We start from the raw sequence: 26363 nt of genomic DNA, 5'->3' as shown, positions 1-26363 counted from the left end.
GTGGCGTCTGTCAGGCTGTTTCCGTCGTCTTCGACGCCGGTTTATCAGAGCGGCTTTTGGCCGCTCTGGAAGCAGCTTTCGCTGCCCAAAGCCCCCTCTGCGCTACCATTCGATTTTCGTCTAGGAAAATTCCTCATGCAGCGTCTCGCCATACCTTCGGATTACGTCCTGCAGTTCATCCTGGGCCGCGCCTCCTATGTCCTCCCATGGGAGGACAAACTTTGCCCAGGTAATCCAGCAGATGATCCCGAAACTGGCGCAGAGGAATACAACGCATATGCCATCAAAAAGGCGCAGGAAGTCGGCAGAGCAACGAAACCAGACCCCGTGCTAGATGCAGTGTATTTGGCGTTAAAAACGCCTGGAGAGGCTTACAGGGCCCTTGCTGAGGATCTTGCGGAGGCTTATCAAGGTCGTTATAGGTTTCTCATAGACAATTTGGCCCAGTGGGACGAAGAAACCAGGTGGTTGAGGGCTGACCTGGTTTTTTCCAATTCTGAGCTTCGCCATTTGTCAGCCACGCAAGTGATGGCTTTACGAACAAGGGCCGCCGAGGCCTGACGCGCTGCGCTTGTCCCCTCGACCTCCATACGGGAACAGGTTCCCGTACTCCGATCGAGGCCAGTCCATCCACCGTTGAAATTCCTCAGGTCAGGGGCCGCGACCCCGGCTCGTCGTGACTCGCTTCACCGTCGCGGCGAACGGAGTCCCGGGCGGAGCGAACCCTTGACCCTTCGCTGATCAAATCACCCTCTGGCGCTCTGTTCCTGGCCACCGGCCGGGAGCGGAGGCCCCCAGCATGGGTGCTGTTGATTTTGCTTTTGGCGCTCTGGGTAGTATTGCGAAATGTTCTTCACCCCCCTCCCGGATCCTGTGGGGTGCTGTTACACCCCCACTTTACCGAAGACTCCTTCGTTTTTTGGCTCTGGAGTGGAGGCGCAAACCTCGCCCGTTATGTTCCTGGTCGTGATGAGAAAATTTGCCATCACCACTGAGGAGCTGGACATGAGGGTTTCAATCGAGCTGGATCGTAAGGATGTTTTGTCCCTGATCGCTGTTTTTCTGCTGATGCTCCCGGATTCCGGGGCTTTGCGCGGTTCTGAGGCGGGCGAGTCCCTGCTTTACTTGATACATAGAAACAATGTGTTAGCAGGTGCTATGCTCGGCCCCACGAATAAGGGGGCCATGAATGGCGCATAAAAAAACCCCTGAGAACTCTTCCAACTTGGCAGGCGGGGAGTTCACAGGGGCTGACGAAGCTAGGCTTCTGGACGAGAGAATAACACGCTACGGCGTGGCTCACACAAGGTCTCAGGCGATGCTAGAACATCTCCGAAAGACCCCGTCCGAAGCGACCATCAAGACTGCCGCTAGCCTTGCCAGCTGTGGTAATTACCTGCATTTCCGGGAGTACTTCACCGTGGGCAAGGTACGGCTGCATAGTGCGACGTTTTGCAAGCAGCACCTGGTTTGTCCGTTGTGCGGCATTCGCCGCGGTGCCAAGGCTCTTGGGGCTTACTTGACCCGCTGGCAGGTGATCCAGGAGGAACGCCCGGATCTGCGGCCCTATCTCCTGACCCTAACAGTCAAAAACGGGCCGGATCTTGAAGAGCGTCAATCGCACCTCGCGAAGTCGCTACGTCGCTTGATGGATCGTCGTCGCTACTTCAATGCCGGTACTCGTGGCGCTCCCTGGACAGAGCTTTGCAAAGCCGAGGGGGCCGTCTACACCCTCGAGCTGACCAACAAGGGCAATGGCTGGCACCCGCATTGTCACATGATCATTCTGGCCACATCACAGCCCTCCCAAACCGACCTCAGCACCGAGTGGCACAAGATCACCGGTGACAGCATGGTCGTGGATTGCAGGCCCATCCTGGGCGATCCCGTTGAGGGTTTCATGCAGGTGTTCAAGTACGCCGTGAAATTCTCCGATCTGACCTTGGCTGACAACTGGCACGCGGCGCAGATCCTCAAGGGCAAGCGCCTGCTGAACAGCTTCGGCTTGTTCCGTGGCGTTGAGATTCCCGACTCGCTGCTCGATGAGCCGCTCGACGGGCTCCCGTACCTGGATAGGTTCTATCGCTACCTGGGCGATTCATACCAGCCAGCGAGCATCAGGGAGTGAGGCAGGCGACAGCGTAGCGCCTGCCTGCCTCACTCCCTGAAATTGCCGCTCCTATGGCTCACCTATTGCTGCGGCAATAGGTGAGCCATAGGACCTGCAATACAACCGCCAAGAGCCAAAAACATAGAACCCAACAGCAAAATGCCGTCACCCCTGCGGGGCTCCGTGGCCGCCCCTCCGGGCCGCCCAAACCTCCCGGGGGAGCGCCCCGGAAGGCCTTCAGGGTTCTGAATCGCTGCGCGATCCGCCACCCTCTTTCCTCCCCTGCGCCCTGGACGGGCTTGTCTCGAAAATTCACCCGCGTGCGCGCCCGGCAAAGCCGGACCAACCCGCTTTCTGAGACTGCGCGACGCATCGGCGCGGGACTTCGTCCCTCCCTCTGCTGCTTCGGCTCGAAACCAGGTTGGTCCGGTTTCACCTGACGCGCACGCAAGCGGTGCGGCCGGATGCTTCGCACCCTGGTTTCGCCCTGGACGGGCTGCACCAGGGCAGAACGGAAAAATTCGGCCTGGGGGCCATTTTTCCTCACCCCCCTCGTGGGCTCGGGTGGCGTCTGTCAGGCTGTTTCCCGTCGTCTTCGACGCCGGTTTATCAGAGCGGCTTTTGGCCGCTCTGGAAGCAGCTTTCAGCTGCCCAAAGCCCTCTGCGCTACCATTCGATTTTCGTCTAGGACAATTCCTCATGCAGCGTCTCGCCATACCTTCGGATTACGTCCTGCAGTTCATCCTGGGCCGCGCCTCTTATGTCCTCCCATGGGAGGACAGGCTTTGCCCAGGTAATCCAACAGATGATCCCGAAACTGGCGCAGAGGAATACAACGCATATGCCATCAAAAAGGCGCAGGGAGTCGACAGAGCAACGAAACCAGACCCTGTGCTAGATGCAGTGTATTTGGCGTTAAAAACGCCTGGAGAGGCTTACAGGGCCCTTGCTGGTGATCTTGCGGAGGCTTACCAAGGCCGTTATCGGTTTCTCATAGACAATTTGGCCCAGTGGGACGAAGAAACTAGGTGGTTGAGGGCTGATCTGGTCTTTTCCAATGCTGAGCTGCGCCATTTGTCAGCCACGCAGGTGATGGCTTTACGAACAAGGGCCGCCGAGGTCTGACGCGCTGCGCTTGTCCCCTCGATCTCCATACGGGAACAGGTTCCCGCACTCCGATCGAGGCCAGTCCCTCCACCGTTGAAACTTCCCAGGTCAGGGGCCGCGACCCCGGCTCGTCGTGACTCGCTTCACCGTCGCGGCGAACGGAGTCCCGGGCGCAGCGAACCCTTGACCCTTCGCTGATCAAATCACCCTCTGGCGCTCTGTTCCTGGCCACCGGCCGGGAGCGGAGGCCCCCAGCATGGGTGCTCTTGCTTTTGGCTGTTGCCGGTCTGGGTAGTATTGCGAAATGTTCTTCACCCCCCATCCGCTGGGGGCTGAGGAGCTGAGGGGCCGACGGGCTGACGGGGGCTGAGGGGGCGCTCGGCGCGGGGCGGCGCGACCGCCCCGCCCCGCGCCGGCCGCGCCCAGTCCGTGCTCCCGTGCCCGGTCCGTGCTCAGTCCGCGTCGAGCGCGAACCCGGCCTCGCCCCGGACCCGGCCGTTGACCTGGAGCTGCACCAGGTGCTCGCCGGAGTGGTAGCGGCGGGTGGTGATCGGCTTGAAGGAGTGCCGCTTGGTGCCGGTGAGGGTTTCGCCGGGAGCCATGCGGCGGGTGGTGAGCTTGAAGACCTTGGGCGTGCGGGTGCCGTTGGCCTTGACGTGGTGGACCACGTAGTCGATGACCAGCTCGGCGGGGAGCGCGCCGGTGTGGGTGACGGCGTAGTCGAAGACCAGGTACGAGCCGACGGCGACGCGCGGCGTGGTCACCACCGGCCCGCCCACGGTGACCGGGGCGTCCGGGTCGTGGCCCAGCAGGGTCAGTGCTCCGGGGTGCCCGGCCTTGATCAGGGTGCGCAGCCCGTGCCGGACGACGCGGTCCGTCGTCGGGGCGGGGTCGGCCCGCCAGCCGGCGGCGATGTCCACGGCGAGCCCGGGGTGGTCGCGGCTGATGTCGTTGAGGTGGTTGGCCACGGAGCGGCGCACGTACTCGGACTCGTCGCGCCGCAGGGCGTCGAGCACCGGCACGGCGGGCCGGGGGTCGGCGATGAACGCGGGCAGGTGCGGGGCCCACGGCAGCCGGGGCCGGGTGCCCTCGCTCGCCAGCCGCCTGACGTGCGGGTCCGGGTCCGCGGTCCAGCCGGTGATCACCGCCAGGGCGCGGCCGGGATCGGCGCGCAGGAACGGGCGGACGGCGGATTCGGCGGTCAGCCGGGGCGTGAGGTCGTGGAGCAGCGCGAGGGCCGGTTCGAAGGCCGCCAGTCCGCGGACGGCGACGGCCTCGTTGACCGGGAAGGTCATCCAGCCCGTGAAGGCGGGGTCCTCCAGTGCCGTGCGCAGCACGGCCTCGAAGGCCGGCCAGTCCTCGGGGAGGTCGGTGAGGGCGGCGTCGCGGACGGCGGTGACGCGGGTGCTGAACCCGAGCCCGTCGAGGTTCGCGGCGCGGGCGAGGAGGGCGGGTGAGCGGCGTCCGCGGGCCGCCCGGGCGAGCACCCGGGCCAGGTTACTGACGGTATCCGCGCTGAGGAGCTCGTCGGCTGTGGGCATGGGGCCAGTCTGGCGGACGGAGGCCCTGGATTGGGGGCCGGAAAACTTGCACGGGAAAGTTTTGAATCGGACATAACGGGCAGGGCTACGGTTTCCGCATTCCGGAAACTTGGGCGCCGAGCCTTCCGAACGGAGATTGGGCGCCCGAGTGAACCTTGTATTACGGGAGCGTGAACTGTCCCGACCTCAGGATTCCAAGGGCCTTGGGCCCGTGGACTACCGGACTTAAGACCTCCGGATGAGGAAACCGCAGCATCTAACGTCCCTACTCATGACACAGCTGGACGTTCGGCCCCCGGTCGGAGACACGGTAAGCGGCGCCACCCGCGAGGGCGGCTCCGGCGGCGATGTCCGCGGCAAGGGCCTGGGCAAGGGCTCGGTCGGCCTGGTGGGAAGCGCCGTCATCGGCATCTCCACCGTCGCCCCCGTCTACTGCCTGACCTCGACCCTCGGGTCCACCGCCGGCGAGGTCGGCGTCCAGATGCCGGCCGTCTTCCTGGCCGGCTTCCTCCCGATGCTGCTGGTCGCCTTCGCGTACCGCGAGCTCAACAAGTCCATGCCCGACTGCGGCACCTCCTTCACCTGGACCGTGAAGGCCTTCGGCCCGCGGATCGGCTGGATGTGCGGCTGGGGCCTGGTGATCGCCACGATCATCGTGCTCTCCAACCTGGCCGGCGTGGCCACCTCCTACTTCTGGCTGCTGGCCGGCGAGATCACCGGCAACCCGGCGATCGCCGCCCTCGACGACAACAAGCTCGTCCACATCGCCACCTGCCTCACCCTCATCGCCGTCGCGACCGCCATCAGCTACCGCGGCATGACGGCCACCAAGGGCGTCCAGTACGCGCTGGTCGGCCTCCAGCTCGCGGTCCTCGCCATCTTCGTGGTGATGGCCTTCCAGAAGGCCTCCGCGGGCACCTTCGACACCGGCCTGGACTTCTCCTGGCAGTGGATGAACCCCTTCGCGGTCGAGTCCATGGCGGCCTTCACCGCCGGACTCTCGCTCTCGATCTTCATGTACTGGGGCTGGGACGCCTGCCTGGCCACCAACGAGGAGACCACCGGCTCCACCAAGACCCCCGGCCGCGCCTCGCTCATCGCGATGGTCGTCCTCGTCGGCTCCTACCTGGCCACCGGCATCGCCGCCCAGATGGCCGTCGGCTCCGGCACGGTCGGCTTCGGCCTCGGCAACCCGGAGACCTCCGGCAACGTCTTCGCCGCCCTCGCCGGCCCCGTCATGGGCCCGGGGCTCGGCGTCCTGCTCTTCGTCGCCGTCCTGGCCTCCGCGACCGCCTCCCTGCAGACCACCTTCATCCCGGTCGCCCGCACGGTCCTGGCCATGTCCACGTACGAGGCGCTGCCGCCCTCCTACGCCAAGGTCCACCCGAAGTTCAAGACCCCCGGCCGCGCCACCGTCATGGCGGGCGTCGCGACCGGCGGCTTCTACACCGTGATGACCCTGGTCAGCGAGAACGTCCTCACCGACACGATCTTCGCGCTCGGCCTGATGATCTGCTTCTACTACTCGCTCACGGCCTTCGCCTGCGCCTGGTACTTCCGCGGCGAGCTGCGCCGCTCCGCCCGCGACCTCTTCTTCAAGGGCGTCTTCCCGGTCCTCGGCGGCCTGCTGCTCGCCGCCGTCTTCTTCAAGACCCTCTACGACGCCTGGGACCCCTCCTACGGCTCCGGCTCCACCATCCCCGGACTCGGCGTCGGCAGCGTCTTCGTCATCGGCGTCGGCCTCCTGGCCCTCGGCCTGGCCGTCATGTTCGTCACCGAACGCCGCAGCCCGGCCTTCTTCCGCGGCGAGGTCCTGACGAAGTCCACCCCGGCCCTGGTCGTCGAAGACTGACCGACCGTTGTTCACCCCCATGGCCTCCGCGACCTGGACCTGGGTGGTGTGCTGCCGCTTGCGGACCTCCGCGAGGCGGTGCGCGCGCACGACGGCGATCATCTCCGCCGCGCCCCGGTCGATCTCGTCCTGCTCGGCGGGCGAGAAGGTGAACTCCTCGACGAGGTCGTCCCAGCGGGCGACCTTTGGTGTGCGGTCGGGCGTCGGCATCACGGGGGTCCTCCTCCTGCTGTTTCAGGTAATCCTCGTACGCCGCCTCGGCCCGGGGGATTCCCGGAATCGCGGAACGGGTGGGAGCGGACCGGTGACCCGTAGCCGCACGGGGTCGTTGGGCCGGGCATGAACGCCATCAAGCGCAGCCTCGCCGCCCTCGTCCTGTCCGGGGGAGCGGCCCTCGCCCTGACCCCCGCCGTCGCGCACGCCGCCGACGAGCCCGCCATCCAGGGGCCCCCGATCACCCAGCGCGTCGGCGACATCGTCGACCACCCCGGCGGCGCGATCAAGGACGCCAAGACCGCGGTGGAGGTCACCGCCTCGGCCGCCGGATCCGCGTCCAAGGCCACCGACGCCTCGCTCGCCGGAGCCGGAACGGCCCTGTCCGCCGGACTACCGAAGCCCCCGAAGGTCGGCGGCTGACCCAACCGCGGTCTCTTATACACATACGCCGCCTCCTCCGCCCCCCTCCTGGTACACCTTTGTCGGCGCCACCCTCCGCGTCGCACACCAGGGCGGCGCGGCGAACGAGGTGACCGCCGACGCCTGGGGCCCCGGCGCCGACTGGATCCTCGACCGGCTGCCCGAACTCCTCGGCGCCGCGGATGACCCCGCCGCCTTCGTCCCCCGCCACCGGCTCCTGCACACCGGCCACCGCCGCCGCCCGGGCCTGCGCCTGACCCGCACCGGCCTGGTCCTGGAGTCCCTGATCCCGACGGTCCTGGAGCAGAAGGTCACCGCCGACGAGGCCTACCGCGCCTGGCGCCGCCTCGTACGGCAGTACGGCGAGCCCGCCCCCGGCCCGGACCAGGGCCTCCACGTCATGCCCGACGCCCGCACCTGGGCGATGGTCCCCTCCTGGGACTGGCACAAGGCCGGCGTCGACGCCAAGCGCTCCGCCGCCATCGTCCGCGCCGCCCGCGCGGCCGCCCGCCTCGAAGAGGCCGCGGCCATGGACCTGCCCGCGGCGACCGCCCGTCTGGAGGCGATCCCCGGCATCGGCCCGTGGACCTCCGCCGAGACCCTCCAGCGCAGCAACGGCGCCCCCGACGCCGTGACCACCGGAGACCTGCACCTGCCCGGCATCATCGGCTACGCGCTGGCCGGGAACCGGGACGCCGACGACGCCGCCATGCTGGAGCTCCTCGCCCCGTACGCCGGCCAGCGCCACCGCGCGGCCCGGCTCATCCTGCTGTCCGGCGCCGCCCCGCCCCGCCGCACCCCCCGCATGCCCAGGGGCGACATCGGCAGGCTCTGAGCGTCTGAGCGTGTGAGGGTGTGAGGGTGTGAGGGTCTGAGGGGCGGCGGCCGGACTCAGCGGACCTCGATGAACTCCTCCGCCGCCCGCGCCGCCCGCTCCGCCGGAGCGGCCGCCGCGTGGCCCACGGCCACCGCGCCCATCGGGTCCCAGTCCTCCGGCAGCCCGAGCACCTTGCGCACCACGTCGCGGCAGAACATCGTCGAGGACACCCACGCCGATCCCAGCCGCTCCCCGGCCAGCGCGACCAGGAAGTTCTGCACGCCCGCGCCCATGGAGACCACGAACATCTCCCGCTCCGCCGCGTCCCGCCGCGCGTGCCCGTAGTCGTGCGCGCCGTCCGTGACCAGGCACGGCACCACCAGGTACGGCGCGTCCCGCAGCACGTCGCCGCGCCGGACCCGCTTCGCCACGGAATCCTCGGACTTGCCGTCGCGCCGCAGGTCCGCGATCCAGGCGTCCCGCATCGCGTCCAGCAGTTCCAGCCGCGCCGCCGCGGACTCCAGCAGCACGAACCGCCACGGCGTCGTGTGGTGCGGTGCCGGGGCCGTCACGGCCGCCGCCACCGCGCGCCGGACCGCGCCCGGGTCGACGGGCTCCGCCGTGAAGGCCCGTACGGTGCGCCGCTGCGTCACCGCTTCCCGTACCGCCTCCGAGGTGCCCAGCCGGAACATGTCGTCGGCCGGCGACCGCACCAGGTCGGCCGCCGAGGACCCCTCGCCCAGTACGTGCGCCAGCCCGCGCACGACCGCCACCGGAAGGCCCCGCGCCTTGCCCTTGACCAGGTCGCCGGCGGCGGCCAGCTCGTCGGCGGTCGCGACGATCGTGGCGCTCAGCGGGTTCCCGTGGGCATCGGTGCCGCCGCGCAGGTCGTCCAGGACCCGGACGCCCGCCGCGCCGATCGCCACGTCCGTGAGCCCGGTGCGCCACGGCCGTCCGAAGGTGTCCGTCACGATCACGCCCACGTCCACGGACAGCAGCTCCCGCAGCCCCGCCCGGATCGCGGCGGCCGAGCCGTCCGGGTCCGCGGGCAGCAGCAGGACGGTGCCGGCGGCGGTGTTCGAGGCGTCGACGCCCGCCGCCGCCATGACCAGCCCCTGCCGGTTCTCCACGATCCGCAGGGGACCCCGGCGCGCGACGACCCGCACGGTCTCGGCGTCTATCGCGGCCTCGCGCGTATCGGCGCGGACGATCCGGCCCTCCGCCTTGGAGACGATCTTCGAGGTGACGAGCAGGACGTCGCCGTCCCGCAGCCGGGGCCCGGCGGCCGCGATCAGCGCCGCCAGGTCGTCACCGGGCCGCACCTCGGGGATCCCGCCGACCGCCCGCACCTCGTAGGAGGTCGCGTGCGGGGCCGTCACCGGGAGGCCTCCGCCAGTTCCAGCGCGGCCCGCGCCATGTCCGCCGTGGCGGCCAGGTCCGTCATCATCAGCGGGACCGCCCGGCAGGTGATGCCGGCGGCCTCCACCTCGGCGACGGCGTCCGCGTCGGCGGTGTCGACGAGCCAGCCGTCGAGCAGCCCGGTGCCGTAGTGCAGGGCGACGGCGGCCGCGGTGGACTCGACGCCGACGGCGGCGAGCACCTTGTCGGCCATGCCGCGCACGGGCGCGCCCCCGACGATGGGGGAGAGGCCCACGACGGGCGCCGAGGCGGCCGCCACGGCCTCGCGGATGCCGGGCACGGCGAGGATGGTCCCCACCGAGACCACCGGGTTGGACGGCGGGAAGACGATCACGTCGGCGGCCGCGATGGCCTCCAGGACTCCGGGGGCGGGCTTGGCCTGCTCGGCGCCCACGGGGACGACGGCCTCGGCGTCCACCGCGGCGCGCATCCGGACCCAGTACTCCTGGAAGTGGATGACGCGGCGCTCGCCGGTCTGGGAGTCGGTGATCGCGACGTGGGTCTCGACCCGGTCGTCGGACATGGGGAGCAGCCGGACGCCGGGCTGCCAGCGTTCGCAGAGGGCCTCGGTGACGGCGCTGAGCGGGTAGCCCGCACCGATCATCTGGGTACGGACGATGTGGGTGGCGAAGTCGCGGTCGCCGAGGCCGAACCAGGTGGGTCCGACCCCGTACGCCGCGAGTTCCTCCTTGACGGTGAAGGACTCGTCGGTGCGGCCCCAGCCCTGGTCCTCGTTGATGCCACCGCCGAGGGTGTACATCACCGTGTCCAGATCGGGGCAGACCTTGAGCCCGAACAGGTGAATGTCGTCACCGGTGTTGCCGATGACCGTGATGTCCGCGTCGGGAACCGCGGTCTTTAGTCCGCGGAGGAAACGGGCGCCGCCGATGCCGCCGGCCAGAACAACAATGCGCATGGAGACAGTCTGTCAGCCGAAGGCTGATCCCTTGAGGGGTGGTGGTCGGGCGACGGGCGGGACTGTCAGCCGAAGGCTGATCCCTTGAGGGGTGGTGGTCGGGCGACGGGCGGGACTGTCAGGCCGCCCGCAGCGGGTGACGCCCCGGTCAGACCGGGAGGGTCTCGGTCAGGGCCGGGGAGCAGCTGTGCATCGGCATCCGGGTCAGGCCGGGGAAGTACACGTGCAGGCTGACCGCTCCGTCGAGGGTGTCGTTGACGACCTCGTGGGCGTAGCCCGGGGCGAAGATCCGCTGGGAGCCGGCGCCGAGGGCGAGCGGGCCGCGGGCGGTGTGCTCGGTGAGCTCGCCCTCCAGGACGGTGAGCACACCGGAGGAGTCGCCGTGGTCGTGCAGGCCGCTGCCCTGGCCGGGGACCCAGCTGAGGAGCCAGACCTCGTAGCCGAATGGGGTCTCCCCTGCTCGAGCGGAGCCGAGAGCTTGGGGAACGGTGCGCAGCCGGTGGTACCAGCGGGTGGTGGCGTCGTAGCGGACCAGGTGCTCCCACTCGGAGCGGTTCTCGGCGATGGAGCGGGCGAGGCCCACGAACTCGGCGACGGTGGCCGGGTGCTCGGGGGCGGGCCGCAGGAGGTGCTGGACGGAGAGGATGTCGCCGGCGATCTGGAGGTCGCTCTCGACCCTGTCCCTTATACGCATCGCGACGGCGACGGCCGCCGCGGAAGCCGATGGCGCCGTCGGCGGAGCGGTCCAGGAGAGTGCCCGCCGCGCTGTCGGCGCTCCGGGTGTCCTGGACGTAGCTGCCCCGGCCGGGATCGCCCTCGGAGACGTGGGCGGCCAGCCCGCGCAGCCCCCACACGTACCCGGCGCCGCCGAGGAGCAGGGCGCAGCAGATGGCGGCCGGCAGGAAGCCCCGTACGGCCCTCCCGCGAACCTCTGTGAACATGCGGCACTCCCGCCCCGACGACTCCTACGACGTCCAGTCCGACCGCAACGGACCGGCAGGGGTTCCCTCGTCGCGGCGTGTCCGTCCTCACACTCGCGCGGGGACGGCTCGGGGGCCGGTTCGCGGGCGGCCGCGAGGGGGTGCGGCGGCCGGTACCCTTATTGCGAACAGCTCGCAATAAGGGTGAAGGTGGCGGTGTGGCGGGGTCTCCGGTGGTGCTCGGGATCGAGTCTTCGTGCGACGAGACCGGGGCGGGCATCGTGCGGGACGGGAGACTGCTCGCGCACGTCGTCGCCTCCAGCATGGACGAGCACGCCCGCTTCGGCGGCGTCGTCCCCGAGATCGCGGCCCGCGCCCACCTGCACGCCTTCAACCCCGTGGTCCGCCAGGCCCTCGACCAGGCCGGACTGCGCGCGGACCAGCTCGACGCGATCGCCGTCACCACCGGCCCCGGCCTCTCCGGCGCCCTCCAGGTCGGCCTGGCCGGCGCCAAGACCCTCGCCTACGCGCTCGGGCTGCCGCTCTACGGCGTCCACCACCTCGCCGGGCACGTCGCCGCCGACACCCTGGAACACGGTCCGCTGCCCGAGCCCTGCATGGTGCTGATCGTCTCCGGCGGCCACACCTCGCTGCTCCTGGTGCGCGACCTCGTGCGCGAGCCGATCCTGCACCTCGGCGACACCCTCGACGACGCCGCGGGCGAGTGCTTCGACAAGGTCGCCCGCGTCCTCGGGCTGCCCTACCCGGGCGGCCCGGCCATCGACCGCGCCGCCCGGGGAGGCGACCCCAAGGCCGTCGCCTTCCCCCGTCCGCTGACCGGCGGGCCGCGCTCGGGGGACCCGTACGCGTACTCCTTCTCCTTCTCGGGGCTCAAGACGGCCGCCGCCCGCTGGGCCGAGGGCCACCGGCAGCGCGGCGAGGAGCCGCCGGTCGCCGACGGCGCGGCCTCGCTCCAGGAGGCGGTGGCCGACGTGCTCACCCGCAAGGCGGTCGCGGCCTGCAAGGAGTACGGCGTCGGCACCCTGGTGGTCGTCGGCGGGGTGGCCGCCAACTCCCGGGTCCGCGCCCTCGCGGAGCGCCGCTGCGCCTCCGCCGGGATCGAGCTGCGGGTGCCGCCGATGACGCTGTGCACCGACAACGGCGCGATGATCGCCGCCATCGGCGACCTGCTGGTGCGGGCGGGCGTGGAACCCGCCCCGCACCAGCTGACCATCGACCCGTCGGCGCCCCTGGAATACGCATCCCTCAACCCGGAGGCCAGGATCTAGTGCTGTGGCCGCGGCGCGGGCGGCTACTTCGACGGGCTCACCTGGACCGTCGTCACCGCCCCGCCTGAGGCCTCCTTCGCCACCGCGATCCGGGTCCCGGTGTCCGGCACCTTGACCCCGAGCTGCGGCAGCCGCGCGTCCCAGTAGGTCCCGCGGCGGTCGTCGAAGACCGGCACGCCCGGCCGCGCCGGGATCACCGTCGGCGCGCCCGCCTTGTGCAGGACGATCCGGTCGCTCCTGCCGAGCGAGAAGGTGGCGTCGAAGGTCTGCGCGCGGGCGTTGAGCAGGGTGCCGTCCGCGTACGTCAGCGGCTCCGGGCGGGCGTCGACGGGCAGCAGCAGGCCCTCGCCCGGGTGCGCCTTGGTGGTGTTGTCGCTCTGCGCCGTGTTCCAGAGCCAGACCAGCACGCCCTCCTGGTACGGGAAGAACTCCACCTTGTCGCCCGTGAAGCCGAAGTTGTACGGCCCGGTCTTGAGCATGCTGCCGTAGCCGGTGTGGCGCCGGTTCTCCACGAAGTACGCGCGCGGGTGCTGCTCGCTGCCCGTACGCCCCTGCGTGCGCGACCACTTGACCGCGCTCCAGCCGTTCGCGCCCTGCTCCGCCCCGTCGTGCAGCAGTTCCGTGACGTCGCCCGCCGTGCCGTCGCCCGCCGTGATGCGGATGTCGTCGAAGGCGACGCCCTTGCCGTGGGTGTTGCTGTCGGAGGTGACGCGCAGCCTCAACTGGACCGGCCCGCCCGCGAACCGGTCCAGCGGAACCGACAGCCGCGTCCAGCCCGCCGAGGTGCCGGTGATCCCCTTCGGCCCGGTCGGCGCGGAGTCCACCGTGCCCGGCAGCGCCGTCCACCCGGACCCGCCGTCCGTGGAGGCCTCCACCGTCAGGTAGTCGAAGTCCTGCTCGATGTCGTACCAGACCCGGGCGTCGAGCCGGGCGGGCGTCCCGGCCGGCGTCCCCGTGAGGTCGACCGTGCGGGTCAGCGTGTTGTCCATGAAGTCGCCCGTACCGCTCCACCACTGGCTGCCGCCCTCGTACGGGTCGGCCAGCTCGGTCGTGGTCACGGACGGCGGCAGGTGCACCAACAAGGCCTGCGGATCCTCGGTGTTGTAACCGGACACGCCGAGCGTCGCGCGCGTGGTGCGGCCCGCGTCGGCCTCCGTGTACTGGAGCCAGCCCAACTGCAGCTTGCTCCACGGGTCGAGGTCGCCCGGGAACTCGCCCGTGGACTTGGGGCCCTTGCCCAGGTACGAGGCGGAGGACATCAGCGACCAGAAGTTGACGCTGTTGTCCCCGTCCGAGCTGTAGAGGTCCGGCAGGCCCAGATCGTGCCCGAACTCGTGCGAGAAGAGCCCGGCGCCGCTGTTCTCGCCGCCGGTCAGGTAGTCGCCGGCCCAGATGCCGGTGTCGCCGACCGGGGTGCCGCCCGCCTTGTTGCCCTCGGGGCCCGCGCTGCCGGCCTGGTTCCAGTAGGCGAACCAGCGGTGCGCCCAGACGGCGTCCTTGCCCTGCGCGCCGCCGCCCCAGGTCCCGTCCTTGCCCGCGTGGACGACGACGAGGTGGTCGAGGTAGCCGTCCGGCTCGTCGAAGTTCCCGTCGTGGTCGGCGTCGTAGCGGTCCCACACGTCGTACTCGGCGAGCTGCGCCTTGATCTGCCCGGGCGTACGGCCCTTGGCGCGCTCGGAGTCGTACCAGGCGGCCGTGGCGTCCCGGATCATGTCCCAGTTGGACCGGCACTGGCCGGACTCGGAACAGTTGTCCGTGCCGTAACGGGCCTCGTTCCAGGGGAGCTTGACCCAGTCGCTCACCGTGCCGTCCATGTCGTAGCGGCCGGAGGACTGGAGGCGGTAGTAGGCGCGCATGGACGCCGACTGCGGGTCGGTGGAGAAGAACTGCTTCTGGTAGAAGGCCCGGTCGAAGTCCTTGCGCCACAGAGTGTGGTTGTCGTCCTTGGCCGGCTTGCCGATGGTGTTGTGCAGCGGGCCGGGAGTGCCGCCGAAGCGCGGCTTGCCCTCGAACTCGGTCGTGTTGTCCACCTGGTCGCCGAACTCGGCGAGGATCACGAAGACCTTGTCCTTGCGTTCCCGGGCCAGCTCGACGTACCGCTTGCCGACCTTCGCCTGGCGCGGGAGCGTGCCGTCCGCCTCCGCCCGCAGGCCGCCTGCGAGCCCGGCCTCCGCGCCGCCGGCGCCGCCGCGGGCGATGTCTTCGAGGGCTTGGCGGCGCAGGGCCTGGCGTTGGAGCTCCAGGGGCGCGAGCGGCGGGGCGGCGGCGTGCTGCTGCCCGGTCTGCGGTCCGGCCGCCCCCGCCGGCGTCTCCGAGTCCGGCGTCCCGCAAGGCCTCCAGCAGCGGCCCCACCACCCGGGGCGAGAGGCTCTCCCGCCCGCACGGGGTGCGCGGATGCGCCAGCACCTCCCCGGCCCCGGCGGCCACCGCCCCCAGCGCCGACTCCACCAGGTCCTGCGGGGACAGCGGCACGGCCGCCCCGTCGCGGGCGCCCCGCGAACCGTTCAGCGACACCAGCAGCGGCGCCGGCGCCCCGGGCCCGGACACCCGCCCTGACACCGGAGGTCGCCCGGGCCCTGACACCGGAGGCCGCCCGGGCCCGGACACCGGACCCGGCTCCCGCCCCGGCCAGCGCCGAGTCCGCCAGCGCCGGTCTCGGCACCACGATCCCGCAGCCCGCGCACACCGGCCCGTCCCACGCCCACACCGCGGTGGCGGGCGCCACCGCCGGCCAGTGCAGCTCCCGCGCCCCGCAGACCGGGCACACCGTGCCCGGCTCCGACTCCAGCGCCACCACCAGCCGCCGCAGCACCTCGCCCAGCGCCCCCTGCGGCCGGACCCCCGGATCGGCGCACCGCACCACCGCGTCCCCGCTGCCCGCCCAGGCCCACTCCGGCCGCCGCAGCCCGTCGTGCTTCTCGCGCCGGCGCCGCGCCGCGAACTGTCGTTCGTACTCCAGCCAGACCGCCCGCGCGTCCTCCAGCTCCTCCAGCGCGGCCACCAGCCGCGAGGGGTCGGCCGCCCGGTCCTCGGGGCCGATCCCGTGCCGGGCGCACAGGTGCCACCAGGTCGCGCGGTGCCCGTACGGGGCGAACCGCTCCAGGCAGCGGCGCAGCGAATGGCGCCGCAGGGCCCCGTCGTTGTGCGCGTCACGCACCTGGTAGGCCAGACTCCGGAAACCCGCCATCACCCTTCACCTCCGTCGAGCGCCCAGCGCCGAGCGCCGCGCCCGCCGCGCACCGCGCCGTGAGCCCAACATGCCCTGCCCGGTGTGGGCGCATGCGGGGGCGGTCGAGGCGTGCGGGTGGCACATGGCCGGAACTCAGCGCCCCATGCGCCCCGCCACGACCACCAGCCGGGCCAGCTCCTCGTGGCAGATGTCGCTGTGCGCCCCCGAGGGGGCCCCGCCGCGCCGGACCACGGAACCGGCGTCCACGCTGACGCAGCCCGCCGCCGGCAGACCGTCGCGCAGGGCCGCGTCGAGGGTCAGCCGAGGCGCCCCCGGGACCCCCCGCACCCCGTCGTGCCCGATCGCGCCCCACCGCTCGTCGAAACCGAGGAGACCGGCCGAATCACCCGCCATCCGGGAGGCCAGCGGATAGAACACCTTGAGGGAGGAGTCGTAGGAGGAGTGGCAGGCCGTCACCGGGCCGTCGACCCGGTGCTGCAGCCCGCGCAGGGCCCCGCCGCGGCCCCGGTCGTGGGGCAGGCTGTCGGCGAACGCGTAGTGGGAGAAGGCGCCTTGGAGGAGCGTGAGGGACTTCACGTTCCGGGCCCCGGCCGGCAGCGCGCGCAGCGCGAAGGACACCACCCGGCCGCCGAAGCTGTGCCCGATGAGATGGACCCGCAGGGCCGGCCGCCGGTGCGCCAGCTCCGCCAGCACCGGCCCGAGCCCGTACTGGCCGACCACCCCGGCGCGGGCCTTCATCTGGTAGTACGTGGCCTGCCGCAGCACCTCCTTGGCGCCGCTCCACAGCGTCCGCAGCCCCGGGCCCGCCGAGGGGCCGGGTGCGGCGGGGCCCTCGGGGCAGGCGGCGCCCGCCTCGGCCAGGGCATCGGTGAACTCCCGGCACACCCGCAGCACGTCCTCGGTGAGGAAGGCCGGGACCTCGCGCGCGGCGAAGGCCGACCCCAGGTCGTCGCCCGCGCCCACCCCGTCCACCCCGGCGAGCTCCCTGACCAGCGCGCCGAACTCGGTGAAGGCGCCCTCCAGCGCCGGCCGCTCCTCCAGCAGTTCGGCGATCCGGTCGAGCTCCGCGGCCCGGCCCGGCCAGAACGCGCCGAGCGCCCGGCGGGTGGCCGGCGCCAGGGCCGTCCCGTGGCCCGGTTCCGCGAGCCCGTCGCGCGCGCCGAGGGCGTCGAGGGCGTCGAAGTCGGGTATCGGCTCGTCGGAGAACCGGATCGAGGGCCACACGACCCCCGCGTACCCCAGTCGCACCCCGGTCCCCACCAGATCCGCGAAGGGGGCGTAGAACCGGTCGAAGAGCCGCGTCGCGGTGGACCGGTCGGAGTTCCATCCGTGGGCGAAGACCAGCAGGTCGGTCGCCTCGATCCCGAAGACCGCCTCCCGCGCGCCCGGGGCCGCGTCGCCCTCGGCGTCGTAGGTCAGTTCCACGTACGGTCCGGCCCCGATCCCCGCCGCGCCCGCAGCCGCCGTCGCACCGATGTGCACCATGACGTCCCCCTCCACGCCGTGTCCTGCCGACAGCATCCTGCGCGGACCCCCGCTCGGCCAGCCCCCTCGCAGCTCCCGCGCGGCCGCCGGTCGGCGCCCCGCGCGCCACCGGCTCACGGATAGAGCAGATAGCCCTCCCGCAGCGCCGCGAAGCCGGCCAGCTCCGCCGCCCAGTCGGCCGCGATCTCCTCCACGCCCGCCCCCGCGTCGACCATCACCCGGACCCGGTCCGACCCCGTCAGGCGGTCGATCCAGTGGTCCGCGCGCCACGCGAAACCGCTCCACGTCCGGCGCGCGGTGACCAGCAGCCCGATCCCGGCCCGGACCGGATCGAAGGCCTCCCGGTCGTGCACGATCAGCCGGACCCCGCCGCAGAGCCTCCCCGAGTGCTTGGAGAAGGAAGGCGTGAAATACGCCTCCCGGAACCACACGCCGGGCAGTCCCAGCGCGTCCGCCGCCTCGGCCCACCGCCGGTCGGCGCCCTCCGCCCCGACGAGCTCGAACGGGGTGGCCGTACCGCGGCCCTCGGACAGGTTCGTCCCCTCGAGCAGGCAGGTGCCGGCGTACGCGAGGGCCGTGGCCGGGGTCGGCATGTTCGGGCTCGGCGGCACCCAGGGCAGGCCCGTCCCGTCGAAGAAGGACTCCCGCCGCCACCCGGTCATCCGCACCACCCGCAGCCGGACGGGCCGCACGGCGGGGCCGCTCTCCCGGAGGAACTCGCCCGCGAAGAGCCCGGCCAGCTCGCCCGCCGTCATCCCGTGCGCGAGCGAGATCGGCTCCCGGCCCACGAAGCTCGCGTACGGGCGCCGCAGGACGGGCCCGGCGGCCCGTACGCCGCCCACCGGGTTGGGCCGGTCCAGCACCACCACCGCCTTGCCGGCGAGCGCGGCCGCGCGCATGCAGTCGTAGAGGGTCCAGATGTAGGTGTAGAAGCGGGCGCCGACGTCCTGGATGTCGAAGACGACGGTGTCGACGCCGGCGGCCGTGAAGACGTCCGCCAGGCCCTGCCCGCTCTTGCCGTACGTGTCGTACACGGGCAGGCCGGTCGCCGGATCCCGCCCGGTCCCCTCCGAACCGCCCGCCTGTGCCGTCCCCCGGAAGCCGTGCTCGGGGCCGAAGACCGCGACCAGGTCGACGCGTTCGTCGGCGTGCAGTACGTCGACCAGGTGGGGCAGGTCGAGGGCGGGCGCAGGGTCAAAGTAGTTGTTGGGCTCGTCGAGCAGCAGCAGGTCGGTGCCCTGGGCAAGGGTCATCAAGATCAAGACCCGTTGCCGCTGACCCCCGGAGAGCGCGTCAACGGAACGGTCGGCAGGTCGGCCACCCCGGTCATGGCCAGCGCGCGCTCCACGACGGAGGCGTCGTCCAAGGACCACTGCCGCAGCCAACTCTGGTGCGGGTGGCGGCCCCTGGCCACGAGGTCGGCCACCGTGAGCCCCGCCTTACCGTGGTCGGGAGCCCACCCGCGCGAAGGGACCCGACATGACCGAATCCGCTTCCGGCGGCGCCGCCGCCAAGCCTCCCGGCGACCGGGGCCGGACGAGCATCGCCGACGGGGTGGTCGAGAAGATCGCCGGCCTGGCCGCCCGCGAGGTCGTCGGAGTCCACGCCATGGGCAGTGGCAGCGGCCTGTCCCGTACCTTCGGCGCCGTCCGCGACCGCGTCCCCGGCGGGTCCAAGTCCGCCGTCAGCCGGGGCGTGAAGGCGGAGGTCGGCGAGGTGCAGACCGCCCTCGATCTGGAGATCGTCGTGGACTACGGCGTGTCGATCCGCGACGTCGCCCGGGCCGTCCGTGAGAACGTCGTCTCGGCGGTGGAGCGGATGACCGGCCTGGAGGTCGTCGAGGTCAACATCGCGGTCAGCGACGTGAAGCTGCCCGACGAGGACGACGAGGAGCCGGAGTCCCGACTGCAGTAGAGGAGCCCGCATGAGCATGGCGGTCGTCGGCCTGGTGGCCGGCATGGCACTGGGGTTCGCCGGCTACTTCGGCGGATTCGGGGCCTTCCTGCTGGTGGCGGCGCTCGGCGCCATCGGCTTCGTCGTCGGGCGGTTCCTCGACGGAGACCTGGAACCCGGCGACTTCTTCCGCCCCCGGGATCGCGACCGCCCCCGCCCCCGCGACCGGGATCGCGACCGATGAGCACGCCCAGGCCCGCCCCGCCACGGGTGGCCGCCGCCGAACGGGGCGCGACCCGCATCGCCGACCGGGTCGTGGCGAAGATCGCCGCCCGGGCCGCGCGCGAGGCGCTCGCCGGAGCCGGCGCCGCGCCGCCGCACGCCACCGTCACCGTGCACCACGACATCGCCCGGGTACGGGTGGCCCTGGAGCTGGCCTACCCCTCCGACCTCGCCGCCCAGTGCGCGAACGTACGCCGCCAGGTCGCCCTGCGCGTCGAGGAGTACGCGGAGATGGCCGTACCCGAGGTCGACATCGACATCGAGCGGCTGCGCCCGGAGCGGGCCCGGCCCGCCGCCGGGCGGGACCGGCGGCTGCGGTGACCGCCAGGTTCCGCTCGCCCCGGCGGCTCCCGGCCGCGCTGGCGGCGTTCGCCGTGCTGGCCGTGGCGGGGCTCTTCCTCTACGACCTGGCCGCGGTCCGGGCCCACCGGCCCGCCATGCGCTGGCGCCGCGAGCTCGCCCGCGCGCTGGAGCGGCACACCCCGGCGGACCCCGGCGTCCTGATCGGCGGCGGCGTCCTCGCCGTGGCCGGGGCCGCTCTGCTGCTGTACGCCCTCACGCCGGGCCTGCGCGGGATCCTGCCCATGCGGGCCGCACACCCCGAAGTCCGCGCCGGACTGGAACGCAAGGCCGCCGCACAGGTGCTGCGCGACCGGGTGATGGAGGTGGCCGGGGTGCTCTCCGTACGGGTCAGGGTGGGCCGGACCCGCGTCGGGGTCCGGGCCGTGTCCCACTTCCGCGAACTGCACGAGGTACGGGCCGACCTGGACGCGGTGCTCGCCGTCGGAGCCGAGGAGCTGGGCCTGGCGCACGAGCTGCGGCCGAGGGTGCGGGTGACCCGGCGGTGAGCCTGTCCGGGGTGAACCGGGTCCTGCTCGCCCTGCTCGGAGCGGCGCTGCTGGCGGCGGGTGTCGTGCTGCTGACCGCGTCCCGGCCGCTCGCGGGCCGCCACGAGCCGCTGCTGACGGCGCAGGAGCGCCGGGTCCTGCCGTGGTGGCTGCTGCTCGCCCTGCTGGGGGTCTGCGTCCTGCTGGCCCTGTGGTGGCTGCTGTCCCAACTGCGGCGCGCGCGGCTGGCGGCGGTGCTGGTGGACACCGGCGACGGGGCCTTCGCGGTGCTGCGGGGCCGCGCGCTGGAGGCGGCCGTGGCCGCCGACGTACTGGAGGCGGTGGAGGGCGCGGCCGACTGCCGGGTCGCGCTGTGGCGGCGGCGCGGGGCCCCGGCCCTGCGGCTCGCGCTGGAGCTGGAGCCGCACGCGGTGCCGGCCGACGCGCTGGCCGCGCTGGCGGGCCCGGTCCTGGACCGCGCCCGCGCCTCGGCCGGGCTCGCCGCCCTGCCCACGGAGGCCCGCCTCCACGTCACCCCCCGCCGGGCGCGGCGGGTGACGTAGGGGGTGTCCGGGGCGCCCCGGACAGGGCGCCCCGGACAGGCCGCCCTGTCAGAACCCGTGGCGGGAGCCGCCGTCCACCGGGAGCATGATCCCGGTCAGGTACGAGGCCGCCGGGGACAGCAGGAACGCCGCCGAGCGGCCGAACTCCTCCGGGGTGCCGTAGCGCCGCAGCGGGATCCGGGATTCGTTGCCGGTGCGGGCGGCGGCCGCGTCCCCGGACAGGGCGTCGAGCTCGCGCACCCGGTCGGTGTCGATGCGGGCGGGGAGCAGGCCGACCACACGGATGCCGCGCGGCCCCAGTTCCACCGAGAGGGACTTCGCGAAGCCGGCGAGGCCGGGGCGCAGGCCGTTGGAGATGGTGAGGCCCGGGATCGGCTCGTGGACCGATCCCGACAGGACGAAGCCGATGACCCCGCCCTCGCCCAGCTCGGCGGCGGCCGCCCGCGCGAGGCGGACCGCGCCGAGGAAGACCGACTCGAACGCCGCCGTCCACTGCTCGTCGGTGTTGTCCGCCGCCGAGCCCGGAGCCGGACCGCCCACGCTGATGAGGATGCCGTCGAAGCGGCCGAAGCGCTCCCGGGCCTCTGTGATCAGGCGGGAGGCCACCTCCGGGTCGGAGTTGTCCGCGGCCACGCCGACCGCGTTCGGGCCCAGCGTCGCGGCCGCGGCCTCGGTGCGCGCGGCGTCCCGGCCGGTCAGCACCACCTTCGCGCCGTCGGCGGCCAGTTCGCGGGCGGAGGCGTAACCCAGGCCCCTGGTCGCGCCGGTGACGACGTAGACACGGTCCTTCAGTCCAAGATCCATGCCCGCCACGCTACGCCGTCGCCAGCGGCTCCCGCTCGGCTGCGCCGGCCCCGGCTGCGCCGGCCCCGGCGGCGGCTGCCGCGTCGCGGTCGCGCTTCTCGCGCCGGACCAGGACGATCCAGCCCACCGGCACCGCGAAGGTGAAGAGCCACCACTGCACGGCGTACGCCATGTGCGGGCCGATCGAGTCGTGGTCCGGCTCGGCGACCGCCTCGGGTTTGCCTTCGGCCGGGAGGGGCGCGGTGAGCTCCAGGTATCCGCCGAGGACCGGCTTGCCGAGGTACGCCGCCTGCCGCGCGCTGTTGATCAGCATCACCTGGCGGTCCGGCAGGCCCTTGCGGTCCTTGATGCCGCTGCCGCCGCTCGTCTCGTCGGCCTTCAGCCTGCCGGTCACCGTCACCTCGCCCGCGGGCGGGGCCGGCACCGGGGGGTATGCGCGCGGGTCGTCGCCGCCCGCCACCCAGCCGCGGTTGACGAGCACGACCCGGCCGTCGGCCTGCACCAGCGGGGTCACGACCTGGAAGCCGACCCGGTCGTCGTTGGAGGTGCGCATCCGTACGACGACCTCGTGCGCGGGGTCGTAGGTGCCGGTGGCGGTCACGGCGCGCCAGTAGTCGGCGCGCGGGACGACGTGCCCGGGAGAGGTGACCTCGGTCATCGGGACCGGCTTCGCCTTGAGGTTGGCGTCGATGAGCTCGTTCTGCGCGACCCGGTGCTCGTGGCGGTGGAACTGCCAGAACCCCAGCTTGATCATCGCGGGGATGAGGACGAGGCCGATGAGGGTGAGGCACACCCACTGCCGGGTCAGTACAAAGCGGTACACGCCCACGACGGTACCCCCAGCGGCGAGGACCCCGGCGGCCGGGTGGCCGTCCGGGGTCGGGGAGGACGGGAGGGAGGGGGAACCGGAGGGCCCCCGCCGCCCCCGCCGACGGCGGACGCTGGCCCCTGCACGCCACCGTCACCGGTTTCAACGAGCTCACCCTCGACGCCGAACCCGGCACCACCATCGCCGTCGTCGGCGAGAACGGCGCGGGCAAGACCACCCTCCTGCGCGCCCTCCTCGGCCTCACCCCGCGCGCGTACGCCGAGCTCAGGCTCGGCGACGCCGACGTCACCGCGCTGCCCCCGCACAAGCGGCAGGTGGCGTGGGTCCCGCAGGACGGCGCGCTCTTCCCGCACCTGACCGCCCTCGCCAACACCGCCTACGGGCTGCGTGCCCGCGGGGTGCCGCGCGCCGAGGCCCGCGCCGAGGCCCAGGCCTGGCTCGACCGGCTCGGCGTCGGCCACCTCGCCCGCCGCAAGCCCGCGCAGCTCTCCGGCGGCCAGGCCCAGCGGGTGGCCCTCGCCCGCGCGCTCGCGGCCCGGCCGCGGCTGCTGCTCCTCGACGAGCCGCTCGCCGCCCTCGACCAGACGACGCGCGCCCGCGTCCGGCACACCCTGCGCACCCACCTGGCCGGCTTCGGCGGGGTCTGCCTCATCGTCACCCACGATCCCGTCGAGGCGGTCTCGCTGGCCGACCGGGTGCTCGTGCTCGCCGACGGCCGGACCCTCCAGGACGCACCGCCCTCCGAGGTCACCCGGCATCCGCGTTCCCCGTGGGTGGCCCGGATGCTGGGGCGCAACGCGTGGTCCGGCACGGCGTCGGCCGACGGCCTGGCACTCGCGGGCGGGGGCCGTCTGGTGGTGGCGGAGGTGCTGCCCGAGGGGGCGCGGGCCCTCGCGATCATCGCCCCCGAGGCCGTGTCCGTCCACCGGGAGCGCCCGGGCGGCAGCCCCCGCAACGTCTGGCCCGGGACCGTACGGGAGATCACCTCGGTCGGCAGCCGGCTGCGCGTGCTGATCGGCTCGGCGCAGACGCCCGACCTGGTCGCGGAGATCACCCCGGACGCGGCCGCCGAGCTGGGGATCACCGACGGCGCCGAGGTGTGGACCAGCGTCAAGGCCACCGAGGTCACCCTCGTCCGCCTCTGAGGACCCGGGGCCGCGGGCCGCGGCGGCGGCCCCGGCGGCCGCCAAAAGCAGGTGACCAGGGCTCCCACCAGCACGTACCGTTCGTTTCATGGACCCGCTCACCGACCAACAGATCCGCGCCTCCTTCGTGAACTGCACCAAGGGCGAGGCGGCACGCCTCAAGCTGCCGACCGACTTCGCCGAACTCCCCTGGGAGGACCTCGACTTCCTCGGCTGGGTGGATCCCGCGGCCCCGCTGCGGGCGCACATCGTGCGGCCCCTGGCCGACGGCGGCGCCCTCGGCATCTCACTGCGGGTCCCGGCCGCGAACCGGGTGGGCGGCTTCAAGTCCAGCATCTGCCAGATCTGCCTGACGGGTCACACCTCCTCGGGCGTCACCCTCCTCGTGGCCCCGCTCGCCGGAGCCCGCGGCCGCGACGGCAACACGGTCGGGACCTACGTCTGCTCCGACCTGGCCTGCTCCCTGTACATCAGGGGCAAGCGCCAGCCGAAGCTGAAGACCCGGGGCTTCGAGGAGACGCTGACGGTCGAGGAGAAGATCGACCGCGCACTCGGCAACCTCGACTCCTTCACCGCCAAGGTCACCGGCTAGCACCGAGCACGGTTCCGGGCACGACGTCGGGTCGTACGGAGAGCCAGTCGCCGGTGGCGTGGGCGTCGGCGCCGATCAGGGTCCGGCCGCCGCGCGGGGCCTCGACGGCGAGGACGCCCTCGCTTCGGCCGGCCGCGAAGCGCGGGGCGCCCACCGTGATGACGGCGGCCCGTTTGCCGGTGGCCCGCCGGAACTCCGCGAGGAGGTGCAGCCGCAGGGCGGCTTCCTTGCGGTCGACGGCCTGCGGCGCGTACGGCTGTACCACGGCCACCGCGCCCGTGCCCGCTTCCCGGGCGGCGGCCGCGAGGGCGGCGCGCAGGGCCCCGATCCGGGCCAGCCCGCCGCCGTCGAGGGTGCGGCGGGCGGCCGCGAGCGGCAGGAACCGTACGCCCCGGTGCACGAAGGGCGGCCGGTCGGCGCCGTTCAGTGCGAAGTCGGCGCCCGCGCCGTCCTTCGCGCCGGGCCGGTCGGTACCGCCGCGACCTTCGGCGGCGGGCTCGACGGTGAACCGCCAGGGCCTGGCGCGCACTTGGTCCGCCGTGGACTGGACCGGCTGGCGGGAGATCCGCCTCCCGCCCCCGGCGATGGCGGAGCGGCCCTTCACCGTGACGCGGATCTCGGCCGCGGCGGCCGCTGCCGCGGTCGCGGCCCGGGGTCCGGCGGCGCGGCTGCTGGTGGACACCCTGGCGGCGCGCACGCCGCCGACCGGGTCTGCCCGTACCCCCGCCGCGCCCGATCCGATCGTTGCCACGGCGGACCAAGTGCGCGCCAGGCCCTGGCGGTTCACCGTCGAGCCCGCCGCCGAAGGTCGCGGCGGTACCGACCGGCCCGGCGCGAAGGACGGCGCGGGCGCCGACTTCGCACTGAACGGCGCCGACCGGCCGCCCTTCGTGCACCGGGCCGTACGGTTCCTGCCCCTGACGGCCGCCCGCCGGACCGGGCTGCTCGTCACCTTCATCCTCGGTGGGCTCACCGCGCTGCCCCCGCTGTCCATGGACATGTACCTGCCGGCCCTACCGGCGGTGACCACCGCCCTGAACAGCCCGGCCGCCACCGTCCAGCTCACCCTCACCGCCTGCCTCGCCGGCATGGCGCTCGGCCAACTGGTCATCGGCCCCATGAGCGACAAGTGGGGCCGGCGCACCCCGCTGCTGATCGGCATGGTCGTCTACGTCCTGGCCACCGCCACCTGCGCCTTCGCCCCGACCGCCGAGCTGCTGATCGGCTTCCGCCTGCTCCAGGGCCTGGCCGGCGCGGCCGCGATCGTCATCGCGCGGGCCGTCGTACGCGACTTGTACGACGGGGTCGAGATGGCCCGGTTCTTCTCCACCCTGATGCTCATATCCGGCGTGGCCCCGATCATCGCCCCGCTCATCGGCGGCCAGATCCTGCGCTTCGCCGACTGGCGCGGCGTCTTCGTCGTCCTGACCGTCATCGGCGCCGTCCTGACCTTCACGGTCTGGCACAAGCTGGACGAGACGCTGCCGCCCGAACGCCGCCAGACCGGCGGGGTCGGCGCCGCGCTGTCGACCATGCGCGGGCTCTTCGCCGACCGCGTCTTCGCCGGCTACACCCTGGCCGGCGGCTTCTCCTTCGCGGTCCTCTTCTCCTACATAGCCGCCTCGCCGTTCGTGGTGCAGGAGATCTACGGTGCTTCGCCGCAGACCTTCAGCCTGCTGTTCGGCGTCAACTCCGTCGGCCTGATCGCGGTCGGCCAGGTCAACGGCAAGCTGCTGGTCGGCCGGGTCAGCATGGACAAGGTCCTGGCGGTCGGACTGGCGGTCATCACGGCCGCCTCGGTGGCCCTGCTCCTCATGTCGACCGGGGCGTTCGGCGAGGTCGGGCTCTTCCCGGTCTGCGCGGGGCTCTTCGTCCTGATGTCGGCGATGGGCCTGGTGCTGCCCAACACCAACGCGCAGGCCCTGATGCGCGCCCCGCACGCGGCCGGCTCGGCCTCCGCGCTGCTCGGCACCTCCTCGTTCCTGGTCGGGGCCGTCGCCTCGCCGCTGGTCGGGATCGCCGGCGAGGACACGGCGGTGCCGATGGCGCTGGTCCAGCTGACGTGCTCGCTGCTGGCGGTCGGCTGCTTCGCCGCGCTGTGCCGCCCCTGGCGCAAGCCCGAGCCGCAGGCGGCCTGAGCCGGATC

Annotated in this window: 24 protein-coding genes and 5 pseudogenes; 16 read left to right on the top strand and 13 right to left on the bottom strand. The window is 72.5% G+C overall.

The window, feature by feature from the left end; all coding sequences use genetic code 11:
• The 4 genes from DRB96_RS40425 to DRB96_RS40410 all read left to right on the top strand — a co-directional run.
• Positions 1 to 561: hypothetical protein (locus DRB96_RS40425; protein WP_204357942.1), on the top strand; the 561-nt coding region annotated here is incomplete at its 5' end.
• A gap of 285 nt (positions 562 to 846) precedes the next feature.
• On the top strand, positions 847 to 1200 hold the full coding sequence (locus DRB96_RS40420; RefSeq protein ID WP_138726174.1) for a hypothetical protein: 354 nt from the start codon (positions 847 to 849) through the stop codon (positions 1198 to 1200).
• Between the two features lie 118 nt (positions 1201 to 1318).
• Entirely contained in the window at positions 1319 to 2128 is an 810-nt protein-coding gene (locus tag DRB96_RS40415) for a protein rep (protein ID WP_204357941.1), read from the top strand.
• Positions 2129 to 2809: 681 nt separating this feature from the next.
• On the top strand, positions 2810 to 3235 hold the full coding sequence (locus DRB96_RS40410; RefSeq protein WP_096142983.1) for a hypothetical protein: 426 nt from the start codon (positions 2810 to 2812) through the stop codon (positions 3233 to 3235).
• Positions 3236 to 3669: 434 nt separating this feature from the next.
• Here the strand turns inward: DRB96_RS40410 and DRB96_RS40405 are convergent, their stop codons facing one another.
• Positions 3670 to 4758 (bottom strand): DNA alkylation repair protein, encoded by a 1089-nt coding sequence (locus DRB96_RS40405; protein ID WP_112452836.1) that lies wholly within the window; start codon positions 4756 to 4758, stop codon positions 3670 to 3672.
• Positions 4759 to 5029: 271 nt separating this feature from the next.
• On the opposite strand from DRB96_RS40405, the gene DRB96_RS40400 reads away from it, so the two are divergent.
• The 3 genes and pseudogenes from DRB96_RS40400 to DRB96_RS40385 all read left to right on the top strand — a co-directional run.
• The gene (locus tag DRB96_RS40400; RefSeq protein WP_112452835.1) at positions 5030 to 6610 is read left to right on the top strand and encodes an APC family permease; all 1581 of its coding nucleotides are present in this window, start codon (positions 5030 to 5032) and stop codon (positions 6608 to 6610) included.
• Between the two features lie 339 nt (positions 6611 to 6949).
• Positions 6950 to 7246, top strand: a complete 297-nt coding sequence (locus tag DRB96_RS40390; RefSeq protein WP_112452833.1) for a hypothetical protein — start codon at positions 6950 to 6952, stop codon at positions 7244 to 7246.
• Positions 7247 to 7316: 70 nt separating this feature from the next.
• Positions 7317 to 8081: pseudogene (locus DRB96_RS40385) on the top strand (DNA-3-methyladenine glycosylase 2 family protein); the annotation flags it as partial.
• A 56-nt stretch (positions 8082 to 8137) separates the two neighbouring features.
• Here the strand turns inward: DRB96_RS40385 and DRB96_RS40380 are convergent.
• The 3 genes from DRB96_RS40380 to DRB96_RS40370 form a co-directional block, all read right to left on the bottom strand.
• Positions 8138 to 9442, bottom strand: coding sequence for a coenzyme F420-0:L-glutamate ligase (locus DRB96_RS40380; protein ID WP_112452832.1), 1305 nt, complete (start codon positions 9440 to 9442; stop codon positions 8138 to 8140).
• Positions 9439 to 10398, bottom strand: a complete 960-nt coding sequence (cofD, locus tag DRB96_RS40375) for a 2-phospho-L-lactate transferase (protein WP_112452831.1) — start codon at positions 10396 to 10398, stop codon at positions 9439 to 9441. Before cofD ends, DRB96_RS40380 begins: the two co-directional genes overlap by 4 nt.
• A 148-nt stretch (positions 10399 to 10546) precedes the next feature.
• Positions 10547 to 11092: a cysteine dioxygenase family protein gene (locus DRB96_RS40370; RefSeq protein ID WP_112452830.1), complete on the bottom strand. Its 546-nt coding sequence runs from the start codon at positions 11090 to 11092 to the stop codon at positions 10547 to 10549.
• Positions 11093 to 11536: 444 nt separating this feature from the next.
• On the opposite strand from DRB96_RS40370, the gene tsaD reads away from it, so the two are divergent.
• Positions 11537 to 12607 (top strand): tRNA (adenosine(37)-N6)-threonylcarbamoyltransferase complex transferase subunit TsaD, encoded by a 1071-nt coding sequence (gene tsaD / locus DRB96_RS40365; protein ID WP_112452829.1) that lies wholly within the window; start codon positions 11537 to 11539, stop codon positions 12605 to 12607.
• A gap of 23 nt (positions 12608 to 12630) precedes the next feature.
• Here tsaD and DRB96_RS40360 read toward each other — a convergent pair whose 3' ends face one another.
• From DRB96_RS40360 to DRB96_RS43480, 6 genes and pseudogenes are all read right to left on the bottom strand, one after another.
• Entirely contained in the window at positions 12631 to 14757 is a 2127-nt protein-coding gene (locus DRB96_RS40360) for an immune inhibitor A domain-containing protein (protein WP_275432097.1), read from the bottom strand.
• A 175-nt stretch (positions 14758 to 14932) separates the two neighbouring features.
• A pseudogene (locus DRB96_RS45580) lies at positions 14933 to 15127 on the bottom strand (3-keto-5-aminohexanoate cleavage protein); the annotation flags it as partial.
• A gap of 100 nt (positions 15128 to 15227) precedes the next feature.
• Positions 15228 to 15794, bottom strand: a pseudogene (locus DRB96_RS45575) (hypothetical protein); the annotation flags it as partial.
• A 135-nt stretch (positions 15795 to 15929) separates the two neighbouring features.
• On the bottom strand, positions 15930 to 17282 hold the full coding sequence (locus DRB96_RS40350; protein WP_112454386.1) for a serine-threonine protein kinase: 1353 nt from the start codon (positions 17280 to 17282) through the stop codon (positions 15930 to 15932).
• 113 nt (positions 17283 to 17395) lie between these two features.
• Positions 17396 to 18535 carry a DUF1343 domain-containing protein gene (locus DRB96_RS40345; protein ID WP_112452827.1) on the bottom strand — a complete coding sequence of 380 codons (1140 nt, stop codon included), beginning with the start codon at positions 18533 to 18535 and terminating at the stop codon, positions 17396 to 17398.
• 4 nt (positions 18536 to 18539) lie between these two features.
• Positions 18540 to 18655, bottom strand: a pseudogene (locus tag DRB96_RS43480) (hypothetical protein); the annotation flags it as partial.
• 106 nt (positions 18656 to 18761) lie between these two features.
• On the opposite strand from DRB96_RS43480, the gene DRB96_RS40340 reads away from it, so the two are divergent.
• Genes DRB96_RS40340 through DRB96_RS40320 form a run of 5 tightly spaced genes read left to right on the top strand, consistent with a single transcriptional unit; the run spans position 18762 to position 20847 of the window.
• A complete protein-coding gene (locus tag DRB96_RS40340; protein WP_112452826.1) occupies positions 18762 to 19196 on the top strand; it encodes an Asp23/Gls24 family envelope stress response protein in 435 nt (144 codons plus the stop codon).
• Between the two features lie 10 nt (positions 19197 to 19206).
• Positions 19207 to 19419: a hypothetical protein gene (locus DRB96_RS40335; RefSeq protein WP_112452825.1), complete on the top strand. Its 213-nt coding sequence runs from the start codon at positions 19207 to 19209 to the stop codon at positions 19417 to 19419.
• A complete protein-coding gene (locus tag DRB96_RS40330; RefSeq protein ID WP_112452824.1) occupies positions 19416 to 19778 on the top strand; it encodes a hypothetical protein in 363 nt (120 codons plus the stop codon). The genes DRB96_RS40335 and DRB96_RS40330 overlap by 4 nt, the downstream gene beginning before the upstream one ends.
• Positions 19775 to 20305 carry a DUF6286 domain-containing protein gene (locus tag DRB96_RS40325; protein WP_204357940.1) on the top strand — a complete coding sequence of 177 codons (531 nt, stop codon included), beginning with the start codon at positions 19775 to 19777 and terminating at the stop codon, positions 20303 to 20305. The genes DRB96_RS40330 and DRB96_RS40325 overlap by 4 nt, the downstream gene beginning before the upstream one ends.
• Positions 20302 to 20847, top strand: coding sequence for an alkaline shock response membrane anchor protein AmaP (locus tag DRB96_RS40320; RefSeq protein ID WP_112452823.1), 546 nt, complete (start codon positions 20302 to 20304; stop codon positions 20845 to 20847). Before DRB96_RS40325 ends, DRB96_RS40320 begins: the two co-directional genes overlap by 4 nt.
• A 48-nt stretch (positions 20848 to 20895) precedes the next feature.
• On the opposite strand, the gene DRB96_RS40315 is transcribed toward DRB96_RS40320, so the two are convergent.
• Positions 20896 to 21651 (bottom strand): SDR family oxidoreductase, encoded by a 756-nt coding sequence (locus tag DRB96_RS40315; RefSeq protein ID WP_112454384.1) that lies wholly within the window; start codon positions 21649 to 21651, stop codon positions 20896 to 20898.
• Positions 21652 to 21661: 10 nt separating this feature from the next.
• On the bottom strand, positions 21662 to 22474 hold the full coding sequence (locus DRB96_RS40310) for an SURF1 family protein (protein ID WP_112454382.1): 813 nt from the start codon (positions 22472 to 22474) through the stop codon (positions 21662 to 21664).
• Positions 22475 to 22593: 119 nt separating this feature from the next.
• On the opposite strand from DRB96_RS40310, the pseudogene DRB96_RS40305 reads away from it, so the two are divergent.
• Positions 22594 to 23625, top strand: a pseudogene (locus DRB96_RS40305) (ABC transporter ATP-binding protein); the annotation flags it as partial.
• Between the two features lie 88 nt (positions 23626 to 23713).
• Positions 23714 to 24217, top strand: a complete 504-nt coding sequence (locus DRB96_RS40300) for an FBP domain-containing protein (protein WP_112452822.1) — start codon at positions 23714 to 23716, stop codon at positions 24215 to 24217.
• On the opposite strand, the gene DRB96_RS40295 is transcribed toward DRB96_RS40300, so the two are convergent.
• Entirely contained in the window at positions 24207 to 24746 is a 540-nt protein-coding gene (locus DRB96_RS40295; RefSeq protein ID WP_112452821.1) for a hypothetical protein, read from the bottom strand. The genes DRB96_RS40300 and DRB96_RS40295 overlap by 11 nt on opposite strands.
• Between DRB96_RS40295 and DRB96_RS40290 the strand changes: the two genes are divergently transcribed.
• A complete protein-coding gene (locus DRB96_RS40290; protein ID WP_343234686.1) occupies positions 24721 to 26355 on the top strand; it encodes a Bcr/CflA family multidrug efflux MFS transporter in 1635 nt (544 codons plus the stop codon). The genes DRB96_RS40295 and DRB96_RS40290 overlap by 26 nt on opposite strands.
• The last annotated feature ends 8 nt before the right edge of the window (positions 26356 to 26363 follow it).

The organism is Streptomyces sp. ICC1, assembly GCF_003287935.1.
GTDB classification, from domain to species: Bacteria; Actinomycetota; Actinomycetes; order Streptomycetales; family Streptomycetaceae; genus Streptomyces; species Streptomyces tritrimontium.
Note: the sequence above shows the minus strand (reverse complement) of the source record. Positions and strands in the feature narration are given on the sequence as shown.